We start from the raw sequence: 19,695 nt of genomic DNA on the forward strand, positions 1-19,695 counted from the left end.
GTTCAGCTCTCGCCTACCCGACGGCTTGACACCTGCAACGGGTGCCAGGACCACACGGTTTTGCCGTACGCTTATCCACGCCGTCGTCGAGGCGTAAACCAGCGTCCACCGCAACCCGTCCAACGTCCGTGACGACGGCCGACGCCCTCTGAGTGGGACGGGATGGGCATAGATGTGCCCCTGATTTGGGTCGAAGGAAAGGAGAATATTTTTGATTTTCAGAAATTTATGACTTGACATCATTTCTGATAATCGCAACTGATTTGCCCGTCGGGTCGTTTTGTCGCGCCTGCTGTGCCCGTCCGCGGGCATAGGCCATCCAAATGGAACCGGCGGCCATTCAGAAAGTTTACATGGGGTGGAGGACACCATGCGCAAAGTCTTCTCACTGTTGGACGACGAACAGCGGCAGGCTCTCATTGAGGTTGTTGACCTCGGCACGGCCGTTGCTTCAGCCGGGCTGATCGTGTCGCTCCTCAACGTGTTCGTCGATCTGGTGACGTGAACCGCCTGAGCCATCGGGTGGGTGGGAGTTTCTGGTTAGCCCGCTTCGAGGGCCGGAACGATTCGTGCTTTCGGTTTGAACCTGGAGGTGCGTTATGAAACACGATCTGATTCATGAGGACGCTGCGAGAGAAGCGCTGCCGACCGAGAAAGAGCGGAACTACGGGATGCTGACCGCTGGGGTTATGGCCCTGGTGGCTGTTGGAATGGCAATCTACTGGATTGTGTAGAGCCTGCCGGATTTCACAAAGCGCCGGCGTCAGGAGATATCGCGCGGAAGTTTCCAATCGGGCCGCGGGTCGCAGGGCTCTTCGACCCTGGCGACGTGATAACCGCTGGGAATCACCTGGCCGCCTTCCTCATCCGCAACCGGAACGTCCGTCACAAGCCCCTCTATCAGGGCTGCTCCCAGACCTCTTTCTCGGTAGGGGAAGGCACTTCCGATCTGCTTGTCGCCTTCAAATAGCGCATACATCGGGCCTCCTAACCAAAACCCCGCCAGCTACACGTGTAACTGACGGGGCTTTTGAGATGATATTTCCGGTGGATTTCTCCCTCGTTGTATCACTCGAATAATCAACGTGCCCGGAGAAGAATCGTTCCGATATTCCTGCCGATTCTTTTTGTGGCTGGAAGCGGACATCGAGCGGGGAACCAGGGCAATTGAGAGGCCGTTTGTTTCGGTACGCGCAAAGCGTTCATCGCACGAGTGTGCTTTGGGGGCTCCGGAGAAACGTCATGATCCGTAAATTAGCTTCGGGCGAATACCGGCTCTATTCCCGCAAGATCAATCCCAAGACCGGGAAGAGACGCAATCTCGGCACCTTCAAGTCCCGCGCCGCGGCTGAAAAACATGAACGCGAAGTTCAGTATTTCAAGAGGCATTAAGCACGGAAGCATCGATAGGAACTCTCCAGCACCGATGGTGTTTTTGCATCAACCAACGAAGGAGGGATCATGCCGCGCGGCGACAAATCATCCTATACCGACAAGCAAAAGCGTCAGGCCGAGCACATCGAGGAGGGCTACGAGCAGCGCGGCGTCTCCCACGACGAAGCCGAGCGGCGGGCCTGGGCTACCGTGAACGCTGAAACCCATGGCGGCAGAAAGAGCGGGTCCGGGCGAGGCAAGAAGGTGGACCACGCCCCGTCCCGCAAGGGCGGCAAGCTCGGTGGAAAGGCCGCCGCCAAACGCCCGGCGGCGGAACGTTCCCGGTCGGCGAAGACGGCGGCACAGACCCGTAAACGACGTGCAGCTTAAGGAGGCGAGAGATGGCCAGTTGCGAGACCTGCGGAAATTCGTACGACAAGGCTTTTCAGGTCGTGATGAACGGCAAATCGCACACTTTCGATAGCTTTGAGTGCGCCATTTTTGCCCTTGCACCAACCTGCAAGCAGTGTGGAACGCGCATCGTCGGTCATGGCCTCGAAAAGGCCGGCACCTTCTACTGCTGCGACCATTGCGCTCAAAACGACGGGGTCAGCGGGTTGCGCGACCGTCTTTGATACCGCGATGTCGCTGCAACGAGGATGACGGCATTAAGCCCGCCGGATTCACGCCCGGCGGGCTTAATGGTCGCATCTAAGTTTTAATGAGGTTTCCCGGTCAGGCCGTCTTGGCAAACATCGTGAGAACGCCGTCGGCGATGTTGATGGCCACGACTTGTGACGAAGTCAGGCCCTTGGCCTTGAGCACCGATGCCGCTTCCGGCGTCGCGTCGATGGACTTGCGAAGCGACTGAATGTCTTCCTCGCGGGTTTGAGCCACGAGTTCGTCGACCTTCGAACGTACCGCCGGCTGCAGATCCTTGACGTCGACGACCTGGATGCTCCGGATGACGGTGCTGGACTGCGAGGGCTGCTCCTCGGATTGCGAGGGGCTTCCCTGGGACTGCGAGGGGGTTCCCTGTGCCTGCACGATGGCTGGCGCGCCCAGAGAGAGGGCGGCAATGATGACGGATGCCGTAACGATGCGCATGCTCACTCCTTTTCAGTTTGACTGAAGGGACTCCTATCCACGAAGTTTGGTTGGGGTCTGATTCCGATGTGGCCATTCAGTGAAACCAATGCGGCTGCAATGCGCGCAGCCGAGCCTGCCGGTTCCCGGTCTGATCGGCCGAAGGTTCCGATTTGCCTGTCGGGGTGGATGTAGCGCCCTGCAGCGCGCTCAGCCCACCTGACGCACGCGAGGCTGTGTCAATCACTCGTGCGAAGCATCTGCAACTCGGCAATGCGTTTGTCGGCGCGGCGGAGCCGCCGGCAAAGCTCGCGGTTGATGTTCTGCATCACCATCACATAGGCGTGGATGTCGGCTTTGTAGCAGGCGTAGAGTTGCCGGGCGGTGAGTTCGTACAGCACGGTCGGGCTCTCCGCGACGACGGTGGCTGACCGGTTCTGCATTTCGATCAGCGTCATTTCGCCGAAAAAATCTCCGGGCTCGAGACCCGTCATGCGCAGGACGCGCCCGGACTCCAGCAGCTTGCTCACCACCAGCTGGCCGGAGTGAACGATGAACATCGATCGACCCGCCTCGCCTTCCGCGACGACCGTGGCGCCGGCGTCGAAGCGGCGCTCGGCCAGCATTGAGATCAAAAGATCGAGGCTTGCGTCTGAGAGGCCACCGAAGAAAGGCGTGGCGAGCAGGAACGCTTTCAGATCTGGGGAGCTGACAGCCATCGGACCAATATACCCGCGCGCCCGGCGGCGGCAAGCGGGCCAGGCCCGATGGGCTGCTCAGCGAGGGCGGAGGCTGCCCGCCGGCTTGCTTCGGCGAGGCCATGATGGGCACGGCGCCGACGCGCCTGCGCCCATCATCCGGTTCGACCGCAATGACGATTTCAGCTCGTCGGCATCACGTAGGCGTAGATCCGACCACGCGAGACCGGCGCTTCCCGGACCCGGTTGCCGTTGTTGCCGGAGATCATGATCGGGTTGCCCTTGGCGTCGATGCCGGTGATCACGCCGACATGGCCGCCGCCGCGGCCCCTTGTCATCACGGCGATGGCGCCGACCTGCGGGCCGGAGACGCGCTGGCCGTAGCTGGCGAACGATTTCGCCATGTCCGAGCCGGTGCCGCGATAGCCGGAATGCTGCAGCACCATGTTCATGAAGCGGGCGCACCACAGGCTGCCGCGCCCGGTCGGGTTGCCGCCTAGATACCGGCGCGCCTCGGCGACGACGTTGGAGGAACCAAAGTTGCTCGGCGCCATCACGCCGCCGGGCGGCGTCAGGGTCGAATTATGATCGGTAAAGGTTGCGCTGGCATCAACGTTTGCGTTGGCATCGGCAAAGCCGCCGGCCTGCATTTGCGCGACACCGCGCTCCCAGCGCGACAGGCGCGCGATCTTCCGGTGATGGTGGCGGGCGTAATGCCGTGCATGGTGACCGGCGTGGTAGCCGCGGACGTGGCGCCCTGCGCCATGGTGGGGCCGGGCTGACGCCGGCGTGGCAATGACTACGATCGAAACCGAACACAACGCCAGCGCAAGGACACGAAGCGACCGGCGAAACGCAAACAACTGAAGCATCTTTGATCCTCTATGACACACCACAATCCCGCAACGTTCGTGGACAAACGAACGCGGCGACGGGTTTGAATTTTTGGCTGTGGCGGGAGGAAGATTTCATGCGGCGGTGCGGAAACGATTCCGGGGTGATTCCGCGCCCATTTGATGGCCAAAAAGAAACGAGCCTGCCGCATTGCGGCCCAGAGCATTAACTGCAATTTTCGAGGCCGGAGAACGTGCCAAAACCAAGAGGAACCTTAAATGCCCCATGCCGTCACCAGCGATAATGTCCGCCTGTATTTCGAAGAAGCGGGCACGGGAACGCCGATCATCTTCCTGCATGAATTCGCGGCCGACCACACCAATTGGGAGCCGCAGATGCGCTACTTCTCGCGCGGCCACCGCTGCATCGCCTATTCGGCGCGGGGCTATACGCCTTCCGACGTGCCGCCGACATCGGACGTCTACACCTACCAGCATTTCTACACCGACGCGCTCGCGGTGCTCGATCACCTCGGGATCGCAAAGGCGCATTTCGTCGGGTTGTCGATGGGCGCCTATTCGTCGCTGCAGGTCGGCCTCAACGCCCCGGAGCGTGCGATGTCGATGACGCTGGCCGGCGTTGGCTCCGGCTCTGCAATCGAAAATCTCGAAGCCTTCCGCAAGCAATGCGTTGCCAATGCCGAGCAGTACGAGAAAATCGGCTCGGTGGAGGTCGCCAAAGTGACGCGCGAGGCGCCGAGCCGGATTCCGTTCCTGGTCAAGGACCCGCGCGGCCACGCCGATTTCTATGCCGCGCTGGCGCGCCATGACGCCAAAGGCTCGGCCAACACCATGCGCAGTTTTCAGGGCGGCCGCCCCTCGATCTACACCCTGACCGACGCGATCCGCAACGTGCCGACGCCGGCGCTGATCATCTGCGGCGACGAGGACGACAATTGCATCGAGCCGAGCCTGTTCCTGAAGCAGCATTTGCCGGCGGCGGGACTGACGTTTTTCCCGAAATCGGGCCACGTGCTCAACTTGGAAGAGCCGGCGCTGTTCAACGAAATGGTCGAGCGGTTTATCGCGCTGGTGGAGGCCGGGAGGTGGCCGGTGCGGGATCCGAGGTCGATGGTGGCGGGGTAGCCTCTTTCCGTCATTCCGGGGCGTGCGTAGCACGAGCCCGGAATCCATTGAGCGACTAGTTGCGTGGATGAATGGATTCCGGGCTCGCTACGCGCGCCCCGGAATGACGGCGGGCGTCATTTCCCCTTCTCCGCCCGGCTCAGCAAAAACACACCCTGCTCGCCGAACATGTTCCAGAACCACCACGGCAAATTCAGCCGCAACGGGCGGCCGTAGAGATCGAGGGCGACCGCGCGCTCCATCTTGACGTTGATCTGTTCGCAGAGCTGGACGAAATCCTTGATGGTGCAGAAATGGATGTTCGGCGTGTCGTACCAGGTCGCGGGCAGGTTTTCGGTGCGCGGCATGTGGCCGCCGACCAATAGCTGCAGACGCATCCGCCAGAACCCGAAATTCGGGAACGAGACGATGGCGCGATGGCCGATCCGCAGCAGGTTTTCCAAGACCACCCTCGGCTGCCGGGTCGCCTGCAGCGTCTGCGACAGGATCACGTAGTCGAAGGCGTCGTCGGGATAATTGACGAGGTCGGTGTCGGCGTCGCCCTGCACCACCGCAAGGCCCTTGGCGACGCAGCGGTTGACGCCCTCGCGCGACAGCTCGATGCCGCGGCCGTCGATGCCGCGGCTTTCCAAAAGCTGCAGCAGTTCGCCATCGCCGCAGCCGACGTCGAGCACTTTGGAGCCGCGCTGCACCATTTCGGCGACCAGCAAATGATCGCTGCGATAGTTCCCGGTGCGGCCGGGTGTGACGCCCGTGAGCGGCAACGCCTGTTGGATACTCATGACGCAGCGCCACCATTTTCGAGGCCACGCGCCTTGCCAGCGGACTCCAGGAAGGCACGGGAGATGTCGAAGAATTCGGGCACGTCGAGCAGGAAGGCGTCGTGACCGCGATCGGTTTCGATTTCGGCGAACGACACCCGCGCGCTCGATGCGTTGAGCGCATGCACCAATGCCCGCGATTCCGAGGTCGGGAACAGCCAGTCTGACGTGAACGACACCACGCAGAACCGCGTCTGAATGCCGGAGAACGCCTTCGCCAGCACGCCGTCATGATCGGCGGCGATGTCGAAATAATCCATCGCCCGCGTCAGATAGAGATAGGAGTTGGCATCGAAGCGCTCGACGAACGACGAGCCCTGATAACGCAGATAGCTTTCGACCTGGAAATCGGCGTCGAACGAAAATGTCGGCAGATCCCGGTCCTGCATCCGCCGCCCGAACTTGCGATGCAGCGCGGCGTCCGACAAATAGGTGATATGCCCGGCCATCCGCGCCACCGCGAGGCCACGATGCGGATGCGTCCCCTGATCGACATAGCGTCCACCATGCCAATCCGGATCGGCCATTACTGCCTGCCGGCCAAGCTCGTGGAACGCGATATTCTGCGCCGAATGGCGCGTGCTGCACGCGGTCGGGAGCGCGGAGAACACGCGTTTCGGATAGGCCGCGGTCCATTGCAGCACCTGCATGCCGCCCATCGAGCCCCCGACAACACAGAGCAGCGTGTCGATGCCGAGGCGGTCGAGCAGCATGGCCTGCGCCCGCACCATGTCCGGTATCGTGACGACCGGAAAATCCAGTCCCCACACCTTACCTGTCGCGGGGTTGGTCGAGGCCGGACCGCTCGAACCCATGCAGCCGCCGATCACGTTGGAGCAGATGATGAAATACTTGTCAGTGTCGAGAGGACGGCCAGGACCGACCATGATTTCCCACCAGCCCGGCTTGCCGGTCAGCGGATGCACATTGGCGACATGCTGATCAAGCGTCAGCGCATGGCAGATCATGATGGCGTTGGATCGCCCTGCATTGAGCTTGCCATAGGTCTGGTAGGCGATCTGGAAGGGCGCCAGATCGATGCCGCAATCAAGCCGCAACGGTTGATCGGCGCCGAACGCCGCCACCAGCGAACTCGGATGGTCCGCCTCGTGTGCGCGCTCCTCGGTATGCACCGAGGAGCTGGCTATCGACTGAACGTTTGTCATTTCGGCCACCGACCTCCCAAAGGGAGGCCCTCCCGGACAGAAATCAGGCCATAAAAAAACCCGGCCTGAACAAAGGTTCGACCGGGATCACTTCTGTCCCCGGCCTGTTTAGCGAGTTGTTTAACGTGGCTGCAAGCCGGCCGGCTCAAATGACCACGGAATAGGCTAAAGCTAGTCCGAAGGGAGCTTTTCGTCAAGGCGGGCCATGGTTAACCGGCCGGGCGCGCCATCATTGCTGATGTTTCTCTTTGCTTTCGGCGGCCGTCTTTCCTAATCAATGCCCTTGTATTTGCCGGTGATTTCGGCCCCCGGCGCTAAAGGCTAGAACATGTCCAAGGGATCCTCGAAGGCACCCCCCGCCCCGCCCTCCCTCGCGGTGCTGCGCCAGGAGATCGACAGCATCGACGAGCAGGTTCACCGCCTGTTGATGGCGCGCGGCGACATCATCGATCGGTTGATCCAGGTGAAAGAGACCCAGGAGGTCGGTTCCGCGTTCCGCCCGGCGCGCGAGGCCGACATGATGCGGCGGCTGGTGGAGCGTCACCGCGGCATTCTCCCGATCGACACCATCGAGAGCATCTGGCGCGTCATCATCTCGACGTTCACCTACGTCCAGGCGCCGTTCTCGGTGCATGCGGACGTCTCGGTCGGCGAATCCGCGATGCGCGATTCGGCGCGGTTTCATTTCGGATTCGTGGTGCCATACGTCGGGCATTTCAGCGCGCAGGCCGCGGTCGAAGCGGTGGCGAAATCGAAGGGCGATCTGGCGCTGGTCTCGGCGACGTCGAGCCGCACGCCGTGGTGGATCGAGCTCGAAGCCGACGGCGCGCCGAAGATCATCGCGCGGCTGCCGTTCCTCGAACGCGCCGACCATCCGGCAGCCTTGCCGGTGTTCGTGGTCTCGCGCGTCGCCGACAACGCCATGGTGACCGAAGTCGAGACCTGGAGCGTGCGCGTCTCCGGCTGGAACGCCGAGATTGCGCGCGCGCTGGCGCCGCTTGCCGAAATCGTCGCCGTCCCCGATACCGCCTTCGATGGTGCGGCGCTGCTGGTGTCGATATCAGGCATTGGCCTGGAGAAGATCAAAACCGCTTTGATCGAGGCCGGCGCGTCGGTGCGCTCTTCGGCCCTCGTCGGCAGCCACGCAACACGCTATACGGTGCCCCCGAACGGGGCGGCCAAATCCTAAAATAGACGCCCTACGATCCGGAGCCAGAAGATGTCCCGCCCCGTGCCGAACCCCGGCATTCTCGATATTGCGCCCTACACCCCCGGCAAGAGCCCGGTGGCCGAGCCCGGCCGCAAGGTGTTCAAGCTGTCCGCCAACGAGACGCCGTTTGGCCCGTCACCGAAGGCGCTGGCGGCCTACAAGGACGCGGCTGGTCATCTGGAGGACTATCCGGAAGGCACCTCACGGGTGCTGCGCGAGGCGATCGGCCGCGCCTTCGGGCTCGATCCGAACCGCATCATCTGCGGCGCCGGCTCGGACGAAATCCTCAATTTGCTGGCGCACACCTATCTCAAGCATGGCGACGAGGCGATCTCGACCTGCCACGGCTTCCTGGTGTACCCGATCGCGACCATGGCGAACGGCGCCAAGAATGTCGTGGCGGCCGAAACCAATTTCACCGCCGATGTCGACGCGATCCTGAAGCTGGTCACGCCGCGCACCAAGATGGTGTGGCTCGCCAATCCGAACAACCCGACCGGAACCTACATTCCGTTCGACGAGGTCAAGCGGCTGCGCGCTGGATTGCCTGACCATGTGCTGCTGGTGCTCGACGCCGCCTATGCCGATTACGTGTCGCGCAACGATTACGAACTCGGCATCGAGCTGGTGGCGACCACCGAAAACACCGTGGTGACGCATACGTTCTCCAAGATTCACGGGCTGGCGTCGTTGCGGATCGGCTGGATGTTCGGCCCGGCGAACATCGTCGACGCCGTCAACCGGATTCGCGGGCCTTTCAACGTCTCGACGCCGGCAATGCTGGCGGCGGTGGCCGCGATCGAGGACACCGCGCATGTCCAGATGTCGAAGACCTTCACGGAGCACTGGCGCAACTGGCTGACGGAAGAAATTTCCAAGCTCGGCCTCAAGGTGACGCCGAGCGTGGCGAATTTTGTGCTGATCCATTTTCCGCAGGAAAAGGGCAAGACCTCGGCGGATGCCGACGCGTATCTGACAAAACGCGGCCTGGTGCTGCGGGCGCTGAACAATTACGGCCTGCCGCATGCGCTGCGCATGACCATTGGCACCGAAGAGGCCAACCGCCTCGTCGTCGACGGCCTCAAAGACTTTATGGCGGGCAAGTGAGCATCACGTGAGCACTGAACCTCTCTTCAAACGCGTCGCGCTGATCGGCTTCGGCCTGATCGGGGGCTCGATCGCCCGCGCCGCACGCGCGCAGGGTCTCGCCGGCGAGATCGTCACCTCGGCACGCTCGGCCAAGACCCGCGCGCGGGTGGAAGAATTGCGCGTGGTCGATCGCGTGCTCGAAACCAACGCGGAAGCGGTCAAAGGCGCCGACCTCGTGATCCTCTGCATCCCCGTCGGCGCCTGCGGACCGGTCGCCGAGGAGATCGCGCCGTTCCTCGAGCCGGGCGCCATCGTCTCCGACGTCGGCTCGGTCAAGGGCGCCATCGCGCGCGACATGGGCCCGCATATTCCGCAAGGCGTCCATTTCGTTCCCGCCCATCCCGTCGCCGGCACCGAGCACTCCGGTCCCGATTCCGGCTTTGCCGAACTCTTCATCAACCGCTGGTGCATTCTCACGCCGCCGGAAGGGACCGATCCCGCCGCGGTGGAAAAGCTGCGCGAGTTCTGGGCCGGCCTCGGCGCCAAGGTCGAGATCATGACGCCGGATCATCATGATCTCGTGCTCGCGATCACCAGCCATCTGCCGCATCTGATCGCCTACACCATCGTCGGCACCGCCGACGAACTGGCGCAGGTGACGTCGTCGGAAGTGATCAAATTCTCCGCCGGCGGTTTTCGCGATTTCACCCGCATCGCAGCCTCGGATCCGACGATGTGGCGCGACGTGTTCCTGGCCAACAAGGAAGCGGTGCTGGAAATGCTCGGCACCTTCAACGAGGACCTCTCAAAACTCACGCGCGCGATCCGCCGCAACGATGGCGAGGCGCTGTTCGAGCATTTTACCCGCACCCGCGCCATCCGCCGCGGCATCGTCGAGATCGGCCAGGATTCGGCGGCGCCCGACTTCGGCCGCCCGCACGCGAATTTAACGAAGAAGCCGGAGTAGACCGGCTCACGACGGAGTGAAGCATGATCATCGACCATTCGAAGCTGCTTGGGCTTGCCAACCGCATAGTCACTGCCGGCGGCAGTTCGCCGACGGAAGCCGCCATCGTGGCCGAGCATCTGGTCGAGGCCAATTTACGCGGCCATGACAGCCATGGCGTCGGCATGCTGGTCGCCTATGTGCGCGACCTCGACGCCGGCACGCTGAAGATCAACCAGACGCCCGAGATCGTCTCGGACACCGGCACCATCTCGGTATGGGATGCCCGCGCCGGCTACGGCCAGGTGGTCGCGCGCCAGGCGGTGGAATGGGCGATCGAGGCGGCCAGGAAACACGGCGTCGCGGTCAACGGGCTCCGCAATGCGCACCATATCGGCCGCGTCGGCACCTATGGCGAGATCGCCGCCCGCGCCGGCATGGTGGCGCTGCATTTTGTGAATGTCGCTTCGGGTTCACCCGGCGTTGCGCCCTTCCGCGGCCGCGAAGGAAGATTCCTGACCAACCCGGTCTGCATCGCGATTCCCGGCACCGACAACAACGAGCCGATCCTGCTCGATTTCGCCACCAGCCGCGTGGCGCTGGGAAAAGTGCGGGTGGCGCATAATGCCGGCAAGCCGATGCTTGATGGTGCGTTGCTCGACCATGCAGGCCAGCCCACCACCGACCCTTCCGTCATGTACACCGACCCGCGCGGCGTGGTGCTGCCGTTCGGCGAGCACAAGGGCTCCGGATTGGCGCTGGTGTGCGAACTCCTGGCCGGCGCCATTGTCGGCTCGCCTAGCGTCACCACATCGACGCCGCCCGAACGCGGCATCATCAATGGCATGCTGAGCATCGTGATCGACCCTATCAGGCTTTCGACGCGCGACAGCATGATGGCCGAGATCGACGACATGATTTCCTGGGTGAAATCGGCCAAGCCAGCGGAATCGGAATCGCCGGTGCTGATCGCCGGTGAGCCCGAGCGGCTTGCGCGGGCGCAGCGTATCGCCAAAGGCATCGAAATCGATGACACGACCTGGGGCCAGTTGACTGATATCGCCGAGCGCTATCAGATCCGGATCGATAGCTGAGCAACTCCGTTTGGGCGCATGCAATGAAGTCCTCTGCCGGCGGGATTCAGCTAACGGCGCTCGATCCCGCCGGCTACCGGCATATGCCCTGGAAGAACGGCGGCGGGGTCACGATCGATATCGCCGTATCCATGCTCCCTGGATTCGCGCCCGGCAGTTGGGAAGGAATCGTCTGGCGTTTCAGCCGGACCGCCATCGTGACGCCGGGCGCGTTCTCGGATTTGAGCGGCTATGACCGCCAGCTGGCGCTGGTTTCCGGCGAGGGGCTCGTGCTCGGGACACCCGTTGGAGAGATCGACGTCAGGCAGCCGTTCAGGCCGGTCCGGTTTACCGGCGAAACCAGTATTGTCAGCCGGCTCGAAGCCGGATCCGTCGAAGTCGTCAATCTGATCGGCGACCGGTCGCGCGTGGCGATTGACCTCTGCTGCCTTTTGGACGGCGCAACGCACGCCTGCCCGGCCGGCATTCACATCGTCTATGCTGCGACAGCTTCCTGCGAACTGTCGATCAGCGACAAGGCCCGCGAAATCGCAGCCGGCCACGCGGTGCGCATCGATGCCGGAGAAAGTTTTGCGGTCGCAAACCGGCTTGGCACCGCCATCGTCGCCAGCGTTATTCCCGTGGTGCGGACATCCGGCTGATCCGGATGCGTCACGGAACGATGACGGTCGACGGCGCAGTTCCCATCGCGCAAGTGAGCGGGTCCAAAATTCATATGCCGGAAACACATTGGTAACGCTTCCACTTGTGTTAGCTTGCCAACACCACTTCCGCCAAAGAACTTGCCGCCACTGAAGAAGCTGCAGCCACCGATCGCGGGGAAAAAATGTCCGGCTCCAAGAAGCGACCCATCATCCTCCCCGTCATCGCGTTGCTGGCCCTGCTGTTCGCGAGCGGCGATCCGGCGCGAGCCCAGACTCTGAACGCCGTCAAGGAGCGCGGCACGCTGAATTGCGGCGTCGGCCAGGGACTGCTGGGCTTTTCCAGCATGGATGACAAGAACGCCTGGAGCGGCTTCGACGTCGATATCTGCCGCGCCGTCGCCGCGGCGATCTTCGGTGACCCTGCCAAAGTGACGTTCACGCCGCTCGATGCGGCCGCGCGCTTTTCCGCGCTGCAATCGAACAAGATCGACGTGCTGTCGCGCAACTCGACATGGACGATGTCGCGGGAAAGTTCGCTCGGCCTGATGTTTGCGGGCGTCGCCTATTACGACGGCCAGGGTTTCCTGCTGCGCCGGGATGCCAAAATCGACACCGCCCTGCAACTCGGCGGCAAGACCGTGTGCACCCAAACCGGCACCACGACCGAACTGAATCTGACGGACTATTTCCGCGCCAACGACATGCCGCTCAAGGTGCTGGCGCTCGCCACCGCCGAGGAAAGCCTCAAGGCCTATGACGATCGCAGATGCGACGTGCTGACCAGCGACGTCTCGCAGCTCTACGCCGAGCGTCTAAAACTCTCTGCGCCCGACAGCCACATCATCCTGCCGGAAGTCATTTCAAAGGAGCCGCTCGGACCCGCGGTGCGGCAAGGCGACGACCAATGGTTCAACCTGGTCAAGTGGACGCTCTATTCCCTGATCAATGCCGAGGAGCTTGGCGTCAAACAGGCTGGCATCGACGATGCGGTGAAATCAGCCAATCCCAACATAAAACGCCTGCTCGGCACCGAAGGCGAATTCGGCACGCAGTTGGGCCTCGCCAATGACTGGGCCGCGCGCGCCGTGCGGGCCGTCGGCAATTACGGCGAGATATATGAGAGAAACGTCGGCACGCAGTCGAAACTCAGCATTCCACGCGGGCTGAATGCGCTCTGGACCCAGGGCGGCATCCAGTACGCGCCTCCCGTCAGATAGTTCTTCAGGGGTCAGGCCATGACCGTGGATTATTATGCATTGCTGACCAAAGCCGTTGCCGGCAAGGACACCCTCGGCCGCGACAAAATCTACAAGGACGCCTATGACCTCATTACGAGGTCGTCCCACCTCACCCGCGAGGCCGCCGCCTCAAATGTCGCCGCCCTCGAAGCCGCGATCCGGCGGATCGAGGATGAGATCGCCGTCGAGGAAGGCCGCGACGCCGCTCAGATCAACGAAGTGTTGTCGGAAGGCACGAACTGGAAGCCATGGGCCGTCGGCGCCGGCGCGCTAGCTGCCGCCATCGCCTTGTCGGCTCTGGTCTATGGCTATGTCGTCACCAAAGGGCCCGTCGTCGTCGCCACCGGCGTGACGGCCCCACCGCCGAAAGCGGCGCGCGCCCGCGAAGACGTCGTGATGGCCGACCTGAAGGCCGGCGAGGACGGCGGCTCCACCGGCGAAGGCCTGCCGTTTTCGCTGCAGCGGCAAGTGGTGTTCTACCGCACCACCGTGGTTCCCGGCTCGATCGTGATCGACCGGGAAAACCGCTTTCTCTATCTGATCGATTCCAACAATTCCGCGCGCCGCTACGGCATCGGGATTGCGCAGGAATGCCTCAAGGGCGGCAGCTTCTTCCGCGTCACCAACAAGCTCGAATGGCCGGACTGGCGCTCTTCCGCGCAAAATGCCCGGGATGCCGACGCGTTGGCCGCCTCCGCCGGCCGTCCCGGCAGTCCGCTCGGCGCCCGCGCGTTGCTATTGGACAAGCCCGGGCTGCTGATTCATGGCACGAACTCGCCCAAAACCATCGGTCACCTCGTCGCTTCCGGATGCATCCGGCTCGTCAACGACGACGTCGAGGATTTGTACCGCCGGGTTTCGCTGGAAACGCGGGTGGTGTTTGTGAGCTAGGGGCTGGTGTGCGCGCCGACGGCGGGCGCAATACTCCGGCTGTGACCGTCGTCACAGCCACCGGGAACTGCCGCGCTTACTCCTGCCCTGATGGATGGCGGGAATAGCCCCTCCACCGGCAACAGGAGGGACTAAAATGGAACAGCTGACCAAAAAAGCCGACGAACTGACCATCGACGAACTCGATGCCGCGTCGGGCGGCGCCCTCTACCAGCCGCTCATCGTGGTTGCGATTGTCACCGCCGTTGCGATCCGCGCAGGCATCGAGTCGCTGGTTCACAAGATTACCCGTTGAGGTTCCTGCAAGCGCCTTGCGGCGAATGTTCGATTCTTCGAAAGGCGCTTGCAGCGCACGAAAACTCATCTCGTCGACAAAAGAGTCCTTGGATTACGTCGCGCGCGGATTAACGACGGTGTACCCACGCAACGAGCGCGCATGGATTCTCGTTGCGTGGCCACCCGAGTTGGCATCGTACGCCATCCACGTATCACCTCCGACATGCTGCTCCAGGACGAAGACGTGCCCGCGTCGCGCGGCAACCATTCCCGGTGCGGGCGCCGTCCGGGGAAACCGCAGCCAGTTGGAGGCAAGATTTAATCCGGGCACGATATGGCCGAACACCCGCATGGATGCGCCGCACCCGCAGAAAGAGCGGGGACAACCGGCTGGGCGCCCGCCGACGATTTGACCACGCCCGCTATTCGCTTCCGCCCTTGCATTGCGCGGCAAAATTGCCGGCCGTTCTGTGCTCTGCGATTCCCGGCCGTATGCGTTCACACTAACGCGTTGCGTTGGCGAATTCGAAAAGTCACACGGCATGGTTACGTTGCATCCCGGCGCTTGACCAACGATGCGGGGCGGGCGTGCTTCGGACGCGGTTGAAGAACAGGCAATGAGTACGGACGCAACAAATACTAGTCTCAACATGACAGGGCTCCGGCTTTTTAGCACCTGCCCTGCGTTCACATACCCATCATTGTTAGGCGAAAATGCGGTGGCGCAACGTCCGCTGCTCAGCCCTGAGCCCATCAGCGCCCGGGTTAGCCCCTCACAAGATCGGCCCCAGCGCGGGGGCTGGAGAGCGCTGGGGCCGTCTTGAGCGCGGCGCAGGGGCGGCCCTGGCGCTGCGCTAGAAGTTACCTGTTTGGAAGCGTCATAAGGTCCGGAACGGGCTCGGCGACCGGCCTCTTCGTAATTATCCCAATCCTCCCATCAGCTTTCACTCGTCAGATGTTTCAGCATCAGGTTGCACGCTTCCTCGGTCTCCTCGAACGTTGAAAAAGGCGATCCGCCGATCTTGATCGCCCCGCTGCCCAGATAAAGCGGACGCCATGACGCCACGTAGCCGGGCCGTCCGTGAAAGCCGGGGCCGGCGCGGCTCTCGTGGGTGATCACGAACGAAAAGCCGTCGCTGCTCGCGCTCCAGATTTCCAAACTATCGACGGCACGGTGGAATTGCAGGGCCATCAGCAGTCGTTCACTAGCCATCTTTCATCAAAGCTCGCCGCCACATGAAATCTCTTGCCAGAGCCCACAGCGCTTCAGCCGCGGGGTCCTGATCGGGCAGGACGAAATCAAAGCCCGCTGGACCGGGATCAGGTATTGAGAGCGCGTCGCTTTCTGCCTGGTGATGAAATTTCGGCAGCGACAGCTCCCATTCATTCGCTCTCACCGAGCTGCCTGTTAGTGGGCTTTGATCACCCAAGATTCCCATTGCTCCTGAGGGGCGCTTCGTCATCTGCTCCTCCTGCGGACAACCTCTCTTGTGGTGAGTTCCGAACTTGCAGTTTGCGATACTGTTTGAGTCGTCTGGCGGCCGATCACGGGCCTTACCTATCTGGACTCGATTTCGGAAGCTGCCATAGCCGAGCACCAAAGTGCTTCCGAGCGCAACATTCCCTCGGGGGTAAAGCACTCCCTTCACGGAGTACTCCATTTGCGCCGGGCAGATCACTTGAAAGATATATATCCAAGGCGATTAATGGCGCGAGGTCATTTTTTGCCAGCTCGATCCCGGTTGAGCGCGCCGACGTAGCGCGCCGATGCAAACCGGGGCCGCGTCATAAAAAAGCGACGCCCTCTCGTGACGTCGCGAAGGCAATCGCCAAAGCGAGACTGCTGAATCGAAAACGATCCGACAGCCTCGCCTTGCGCAATCAGCTCAAAAGATTGCGCTGATGCAATATCCGATGCCGCCGAGGAGCGCGCCGCCAATGGCACCCGGTATGGCGCCGATGCCGCCGACCGCCGCGCCGCCCATGCCGCCGGTCACGCCGCCGGCACCCACCGCGACGGCCAGTTCCTTCCAAAAGCCGCCGGCCGCGGCGTCGAGTTCATCGATCGAAAGCTCATGATTGGCTGCATCGTTTTTCGTAACGTTCGTCATTCCAGTTCTCCATCCATGTTGAGCTGCGGGATCATCCCGCAACCATCGTCAGGATGTCCGAATGGTTCGGAGTCTGCCGTGACAGAAATCACGCATCGTCAGCGCAGCTCGGTTGTTGAGAGAGTGTTCCAGAAACGGAACTATTCGATTCGAAAATTTACAGCAGCGTGCATCGTCGGACGCGCGCGTGGTTCTTTGAACCAGGCGCTGACGAGCGTCGATGTTTCAGGCCCGACGGCTTGTCATCGGCGTCTCATCTCGCCGCCCACCAGAACCGGCTTCAGTTCTCGAAGACAAAACTCAAACACGGTGCTTACCCTTGGCACTTTCCGCAGATCCTTATGGGTAAGCAGAAACAACGGATAATTCAGTTCGGGGATCGGACCGAGTACGTTGACGAGGTCATGGTCTGCCGCCGCATACACGGCGGGCAATGGCGCGAGACCCGCTCCGGACTTGATGGCCAAATGAACGCTGGGAATATTGCTGCAGGTTGCGACGATCGGCGCATTCGGCGCGTGCGATCTCATCCAACGCGCGGCGGGCAATCCTTCGATATCTCCGGAAAACTCGATAACACCGAAATTATTGAGGTCGCCGGATGTCTCCGGACGGCCGTGCCGGGCAACGAGGGCGGCGCTCGCGAAGATCGCCCAGGGCACCTCGGCAATCTTTTTGCCCACCAATGCACCGTTATCGGCACCTCCTCCCCGTATCGCGATATCAGCCTCGCCCTTGGAAAGATCGAGCGCCCGCTGTTCCATAATCAACTCAATCCTGATGCCCGGGTGGCGCGCATGAAACTGATCCAGGAACCCCGACCTGATGATGCGCTGTCCCACCGTGACGTGGCTGGTCAGTTTGACATGTCCGGCAGCGGTCAAATCGAGCGCGGATATCCTCCGATGCAACGCGTCGACCGCCGCTTCGACGTGCTCTGCATCCGCCAGCAATTGCTTGCCCGGAGGGGTCAAGCGATAACCTTCTGACGTACGCTCCGCGAGCGAACAGCCGATGGCGGTTTCGAGCGTCCGCAATCGCCGTTGCACCGTCGATGGATTGACGCCAAGCGCCTCGGCGGCGCTGGCGAGGCTGCCCTGGCGGGCCACCGCCAGAAAATATCGCAGGTCGTTCCAATCGAACATCAGGTCCACCCGCATCTTTGCCGACACGGCGCGCAAACTTGCGGCTCCAACCAGCCGGCCTTCGATAGTAATATTCGTACAGACCTTTCAGACCATTGCAGGATCAAACATGAAACAGCATCTGTCCATGGTTTATGCCGTTGGTCTCGCCCTGCTGGTTTCGGCGCCTACCGCATTCGCGCAAACACCCGACGGCGAGAGCGAGGCTGCCATCCGGCGAATCATCGTGGAAATGACAGAAGGATTCAACAACCACGACGGCAAGGCCGCCTCGCGCATGTACATGCAGGATGCCCGTCTCGTCACCGTTCGAGGTGACGTGATGAGCGGTCCCGCCGAGATTGAAAAGGGATTATCGGCCATCTTCGCCGCCCGCGCAAAAAATGCCACGCAACGCACGATGGACGTCAAGATTCGGTTGGTCAGGCCCGACATTGCGTTCGCTTATGTGACCAACGAACTGAGCGGACTGGTCGCCCCGGACGGAAGATCGTTACCTGCGCATCAGGAGTTGAGCTTGCGTGTATTCGTCAGGGATGGCGGCTCGTGGCAGGTAGCCGCATTTCACAACACAATGATTGCCCCATTTGCGCCACCCGTCCGGTAGGAAGCAGCACGGCGCGTGAGGATTCCACGTTCGTCGTCCCGGCCAATGTCGGGGCGGCAAAGCGATCAAAACAGCGGCGGTATCTGCCCAACCTTCAGAGGCCCCAGCAACACCGCGCCGTCGACGAAGCGCAGCGGGAAGCTGCGTGCCTTCTTGCCTTCAAGCTCGGCTGCGGTGCCGAGCGAATTTATGCCGACGGCGACGCCGACATTGGTGTTCTGCTTGACGACCTTGCCAAGACCCGGAATAGCCTTGTCGAGCGCGCCGAACAGATTGGTGAGGTCCTGGCTCTTGACGCCGGGCGCCACGCGATCGAGCGTGGCCTGCGGCACGCCCTGCTCCAGCATTTTGTCGATACCCAGCGCCGGGATCACCCGCTCCAGACCCGTCACCGTCATCTGCAGCTCGCCCTCGATCTGCCCCTGCGCGTTGAGGCCCAGTGTCCCCGCGGCCACGGCGACCAGTTCGCCCTGCTGAATCCGCGAGCGCACGATCTCGACCTTGCCGCCCGCGGCCTGCATTTCGCGGAAGCGCTCGGGCCACGGCTTCGGCGAGAAATCCTTCAGGCCGCTGAGCTTGGTCTGCACATCGGATTCGAACGGCGTCGCCAGCAGCGGATGCAATTCCTGAATGCTCCCTCCTGATATCTGCAGCGCGGTCTGGATCACCGGATCTGCAATCGATGATCCCTCCGCAAGCCTGCCGTGCAGTTCAACACGGTTGGCGCGCGCCAGCGGCGTCTGCACCGGTCCGTTGACGCGCTCGATCGAGGGATTGTCGAACACGATCGAGGCGCGCTCCGGAACGGCCGGCAGCCCCGCGACGCTGCTGCGGCCAACGCTCCAGCTCACCTTCAGCGACGGCGGCTGGCCGCGATCGGCAATCGTCGCCGGCGCCTTGAACTCGGCGATCAGGAGTTTCGGCTGGTAGATCGAGGCGATCACCATGATCTCGCCGAGCCGCGCCGTGAACGGCGCGCCCGCGCCCGCGGTCTGCGAGACCAGCGTCACGCTGGCGTCCTCGCAGCGGACTTCGAGGCGGAACGGATAGCCCGCGACCGAGCGCTTGCCGCAATCATAGATCCGGCCGGCTTTCGCTTCCTGCGCGCGCCACGCATCGGCGCGCACGCCGACCTCGGACGCCGCATAGAACCAGAAACCGCTCCAGGCGATGGCTGCAACCACCAGCAGTGCGGGCAAGATGAAAAGGCGCCAAAGCGGGCGCCGGCGCGGCGCAGGGGTGATGTCGGGCATGCGGCGACCTTTGGCTCATGATTTTGTCAAATGTAAGCGAGTAGAGACCCGGGCAAAAGCCGCTGAA

At 62.3% G+C, this 19,695-nt stretch carries 26 protein-coding genes and 1 riboswitch; of the genes, 15 read left to right on the forward strand and 11 right to left on the reverse strand.

Going from position 1 to position 19,695, the window contains the following annotated elements; all coding sequences use genetic code 11:
* The first annotated feature begins 370 nt into the window (after positions 1-370).
* Together JQ600_RS37305 and JQ600_RS37310 are read left to right on the forward strand one after the other, a co-directional pair.
* Positions 371-505, forward strand: coding sequence for a hypothetical protein (locus JQ600_RS37305; RefSeq protein WP_283813474.1), 135 nt, complete (start codon positions 371-373; stop codon positions 503-505).
* A 94-nt stretch (positions 506-599) separates the two neighbouring features.
* Entirely contained in the window at positions 600-734 is a 135-nt protein-coding gene (locus tag JQ600_RS37310; protein WP_283813475.1) for a hypothetical protein, read from the forward strand.
* A 29-nt stretch (positions 735-763) separates the two neighbouring features.
* On the opposite strand, the gene JQ600_RS32995 is transcribed toward JQ600_RS37310, so the two are convergent.
* The gene (locus JQ600_RS32995) at positions 764-979 is read right to left on the reverse strand and encodes a hypothetical protein (protein WP_212392339.1); all 216 of its coding nucleotides are present in this window, start codon (positions 977-979) and stop codon (positions 764-766) included.
* A 263-nt stretch (positions 980-1,242) separates the two neighbouring features.
* Here JQ600_RS32995 and JQ600_RS33000 point away from each other — a divergent pair, with 263 nt between their 5' ends.
* The 3 genes from JQ600_RS33000 (at position 1,243) to JQ600_RS33010 (ending at position 2,009) form a co-directional block, all read left to right on the forward strand.
* Positions 1,243-1,392, forward strand: a complete 150-nt coding sequence (locus tag JQ600_RS33000) for a hypothetical protein (RefSeq protein WP_212392338.1) — start codon at positions 1,243-1,245, stop codon at positions 1,390-1,392.
* Positions 1,393-1,461: 69 nt separating this feature from the next.
* Positions 1,462-1,764: a plasmid stabilization protein gene (locus tag JQ600_RS33005; RefSeq protein ID WP_212392337.1), complete on the forward strand. Its 303-nt coding sequence runs from the start codon at positions 1,462-1,464 to the stop codon at positions 1,762-1,764.
* An 11-nt stretch (positions 1,765-1,775) separates the two neighbouring features.
* Complete coding sequence (locus JQ600_RS33010; protein ID WP_212392336.1) at positions 1,776-2,009, forward strand: hypothetical protein; 234 nt, start codon at positions 1,776-1,778, stop codon at positions 2,007-2,009.
* 100 nt (positions 2,010-2,109) lie between these two features.
* On the opposite strand, the gene JQ600_RS33015 is transcribed toward JQ600_RS33010, so the two are convergent.
* The 3 genes from JQ600_RS33015 to JQ600_RS33025 all read right to left on the reverse strand — a co-directional run bounded on the left by JQ600_RS33015 (position 2,110) and on the right by JQ600_RS33025 (position 4,030).
* A complete protein-coding gene (locus JQ600_RS33015; RefSeq protein WP_212392335.1) occupies positions 2,110-2,481 on the reverse strand; it encodes a hypothetical protein in 372 nt (123 codons plus the stop codon).
* Between the two features lie 218 nt (positions 2,482-2,699).
* Complete coding sequence (locus JQ600_RS33020; protein ID WP_212269569.1) at positions 2,700-3,179, reverse strand: Crp/Fnr family transcriptional regulator; 480 nt, start codon at positions 3,177-3,179, stop codon at positions 2,700-2,702.
* Between the two features lie 161 nt (positions 3,180-3,340).
* A complete protein-coding gene (locus tag JQ600_RS33025) occupies positions 3,341-4,030 on the reverse strand; it encodes a TIGR02594 family protein (protein ID WP_212392334.1) in 690 nt (229 codons plus the stop codon).
* A gap of 240 nt (positions 4,031-4,270) precedes the next feature.
* On the opposite strand from JQ600_RS33025, the gene JQ600_RS33030 reads away from it, so the two are divergent.
* Entirely contained in the window at positions 4,271-5,137 is an 867-nt protein-coding gene (locus JQ600_RS33030; protein WP_212392333.1) for an alpha/beta fold hydrolase, read from the forward strand.
* Between the two features lie 116 nt (positions 5,138-5,253).
* Here JQ600_RS33030 and metW read toward each other — a convergent pair whose 3' ends face one another.
* Positions 5,254-5,919 (reverse strand): methionine biosynthesis protein MetW, encoded by a 666-nt coding sequence (metW, locus tag JQ600_RS33035; RefSeq protein ID WP_212269572.1) that lies wholly within the window; start codon positions 5,917-5,919, stop codon positions 5,254-5,256.
* Positions 5,916-7,124 carry a homoserine O-acetyltransferase gene (locus tag JQ600_RS33040; RefSeq protein ID WP_212269573.1) on the reverse strand — a complete coding sequence of 403 codons (1,209 nt, stop codon included), beginning with the start codon at positions 7,122-7,124 and terminating at the stop codon, positions 5,916-5,918. Before JQ600_RS33040 ends, metW begins: the two co-directional genes overlap by 4 nt.
* Before the next feature lie 87 nt (positions 7,125-7,211).
* Positions 7,212-7,291: riboswitch (SAM riboswitch) on the reverse strand.
* A gap of 161 nt (positions 7,292-7,452) precedes the next feature.
* Between JQ600_RS33040 and JQ600_RS33045 the strand changes: the two genes are divergently transcribed.
* The 8 genes from JQ600_RS33045 (at position 7,453) to JQ600_RS33080 (ending at position 14,531) form a co-directional block, all read left to right on the forward strand.
* On the forward strand, positions 7,453-8,313 hold the full coding sequence (locus JQ600_RS33045) for a chorismate mutase (protein WP_212392332.1): 861 nt from the start codon (positions 7,453-7,455) through the stop codon (positions 8,311-8,313).
* A 30-nt stretch (positions 8,314-8,343) separates the two neighbouring features.
* Positions 8,344-9,441, forward strand: coding sequence for a histidinol-phosphate transaminase (gene hisC, locus JQ600_RS33050; protein WP_212392331.1), 1,098 nt, complete (start codon positions 8,344-8,346; stop codon positions 9,439-9,441).
* Between the two features lie 7 nt (positions 9,442-9,448).
* Entirely contained in the window at positions 9,449-10,390 is a 942-nt protein-coding gene (locus JQ600_RS33055; RefSeq protein WP_212392330.1) for a prephenate/arogenate dehydrogenase family protein, read from the forward strand.
* A 23-nt stretch (positions 10,391-10,413) separates the two neighbouring features.
* The gene (locus JQ600_RS33060; RefSeq protein WP_212392329.1) at positions 10,414-11,463 is read left to right on the forward strand and encodes a malate/lactate/ureidoglycolate dehydrogenase; all 1,050 of its coding nucleotides are present in this window, start codon (positions 10,414-10,416) and stop codon (positions 11,461-11,463) included.
* Positions 11,464-11,486: 23 nt separating this feature from the next.
* Positions 11,487-12,104 (forward strand): HutD family protein, encoded by a 618-nt coding sequence (locus tag JQ600_RS33065; protein WP_212392328.1) that lies wholly within the window; start codon positions 11,487-11,489, stop codon positions 12,102-12,104.
* A 185-nt stretch (positions 12,105-12,289) separates the two neighbouring features.
* Complete coding sequence (locus tag JQ600_RS33070) at positions 12,290-13,324, forward strand: amino acid ABC transporter substrate-binding protein (protein WP_212392327.1); 1,035 nt, start codon at positions 12,290-12,292, stop codon at positions 13,322-13,324.
* 18 nt (positions 13,325-13,342) lie between these two features.
* Positions 13,343-14,236 (forward strand): L,D-transpeptidase, encoded by an 894-nt coding sequence (locus JQ600_RS33075; RefSeq protein WP_212392326.1) that lies wholly within the window; start codon positions 13,343-13,345, stop codon positions 14,234-14,236.
* 136 nt (positions 14,237-14,372) lie between these two features.
* Positions 14,373-14,531: a hypothetical protein gene (locus JQ600_RS33080; RefSeq protein WP_212269581.1), complete on the forward strand. Its 159-nt coding sequence runs from the start codon at positions 14,373-14,375 to the stop codon at positions 14,529-14,531.
* Between the two features lie 918 nt (positions 14,532-15,449).
* On the opposite strand, the gene JQ600_RS33085 is transcribed toward JQ600_RS33080, so the two are convergent.
* The 4 genes from JQ600_RS33085 to JQ600_RS33100 all read right to left on the reverse strand — a co-directional run bounded on the left by JQ600_RS33085 (position 15,450) and on the right by JQ600_RS33100 (position 17,795).
* Entirely contained in the window at positions 15,450-15,704 is a 255-nt protein-coding gene (locus tag JQ600_RS33085; protein ID WP_212269617.1) for a hypothetical protein, read from the reverse strand.
* Positions 15,705-15,717: 13 nt separating this feature from the next.
* Positions 15,718-15,975 (reverse strand): hypothetical protein, encoded by a 258-nt coding sequence (locus JQ600_RS33090; RefSeq protein ID WP_212269582.1) that lies wholly within the window; start codon positions 15,973-15,975, stop codon positions 15,718-15,720.
* Positions 15,976-16,398: 423 nt separating this feature from the next.
* Positions 16,399-16,623 (reverse strand): hypothetical protein, encoded by a 225-nt coding sequence (locus tag JQ600_RS33095; RefSeq protein ID WP_192738297.1) that lies wholly within the window; start codon positions 16,621-16,623, stop codon positions 16,399-16,401.
* Between the two features lie 242 nt (positions 16,624-16,865).
* Positions 16,866-17,795, reverse strand: coding sequence for a LysR family transcriptional regulator (locus JQ600_RS33100; RefSeq protein WP_312011180.1), 930 nt, complete (start codon positions 17,793-17,795; stop codon positions 16,866-16,868).
* 82 nt (positions 17,796-17,877) lie between these two features.
* Here JQ600_RS33100 and JQ600_RS33105 point away from each other — a divergent pair, with 82 nt between their 5' ends.
* The gene (locus JQ600_RS33105) at positions 17,878-18,375 is read left to right on the forward strand and encodes an SgcJ/EcaC family oxidoreductase (protein WP_212269584.1); all 498 of its coding nucleotides are present in this window, start codon (positions 17,878-17,880) and stop codon (positions 18,373-18,375) included.
* A gap of 65 nt (positions 18,376-18,440) precedes the next feature.
* On the opposite strand, the gene JQ600_RS33110 is transcribed toward JQ600_RS33105, so the two are convergent.
* Entirely contained in the window at positions 18,441-19,628 is a 1,188-nt protein-coding gene (locus tag JQ600_RS33110; protein ID WP_212392325.1) for a DUF2125 domain-containing protein, read from the reverse strand.
* Between the last annotated feature and the right edge of the window lie 67 nt (positions 19,629-19,695).

This window comes from Bradyrhizobium sp. AUGA SZCCT0176 (assembly GCF_018130145.1).
GTDB lineage: Bacteria > Pseudomonadota > Alphaproteobacteria > Rhizobiales > Xanthobacteraceae > Bradyrhizobium.